The 248-nt window shown below is 46.4% G+C and carries 1 pseudogene; it reads right to left on the reverse strand.

The window, feature by feature from the left end:
- A pseudogene (locus AAEY83_RS17525) lies at window positions 1-244 on the reverse strand (PhoX family protein); the annotation flags it as partial.
- Window positions 245-248: the final 4 nt, after the last annotated feature.

Raw genomic sequence — 248 nt, forward strand, 5'->3', positions numbered from 1 at the left:
GTGCAGGAATAGCAGCATTGTTGCCTGCGCTATTATTGATGGTATTGCTGTCATCGTCGTCACTACAGCCGACCAACGGCAGCGCACCAAAAAAAGCAGCAGCCGTCAATCCCGTGCCACCTTTTAAGATACTGCGGCGGTTCAAGCGGCGGCTAATAATGGTTTGAAAGTCAATATTATTCGTAGGATTAGAGTCTTCAACGACTTCATGGGCAAGCAGTTGCTTATTATTCAATACGGTCATTATC

The organism is Psychrobacter sp. TB20-MNA-CIBAN-0197 (assembly GCF_040309765.1).
GTDB classification, from domain to species: Bacteria; Pseudomonadota; Gammaproteobacteria; order Pseudomonadales; family Moraxellaceae; genus Psychrobacter; species Psychrobacter submarinus.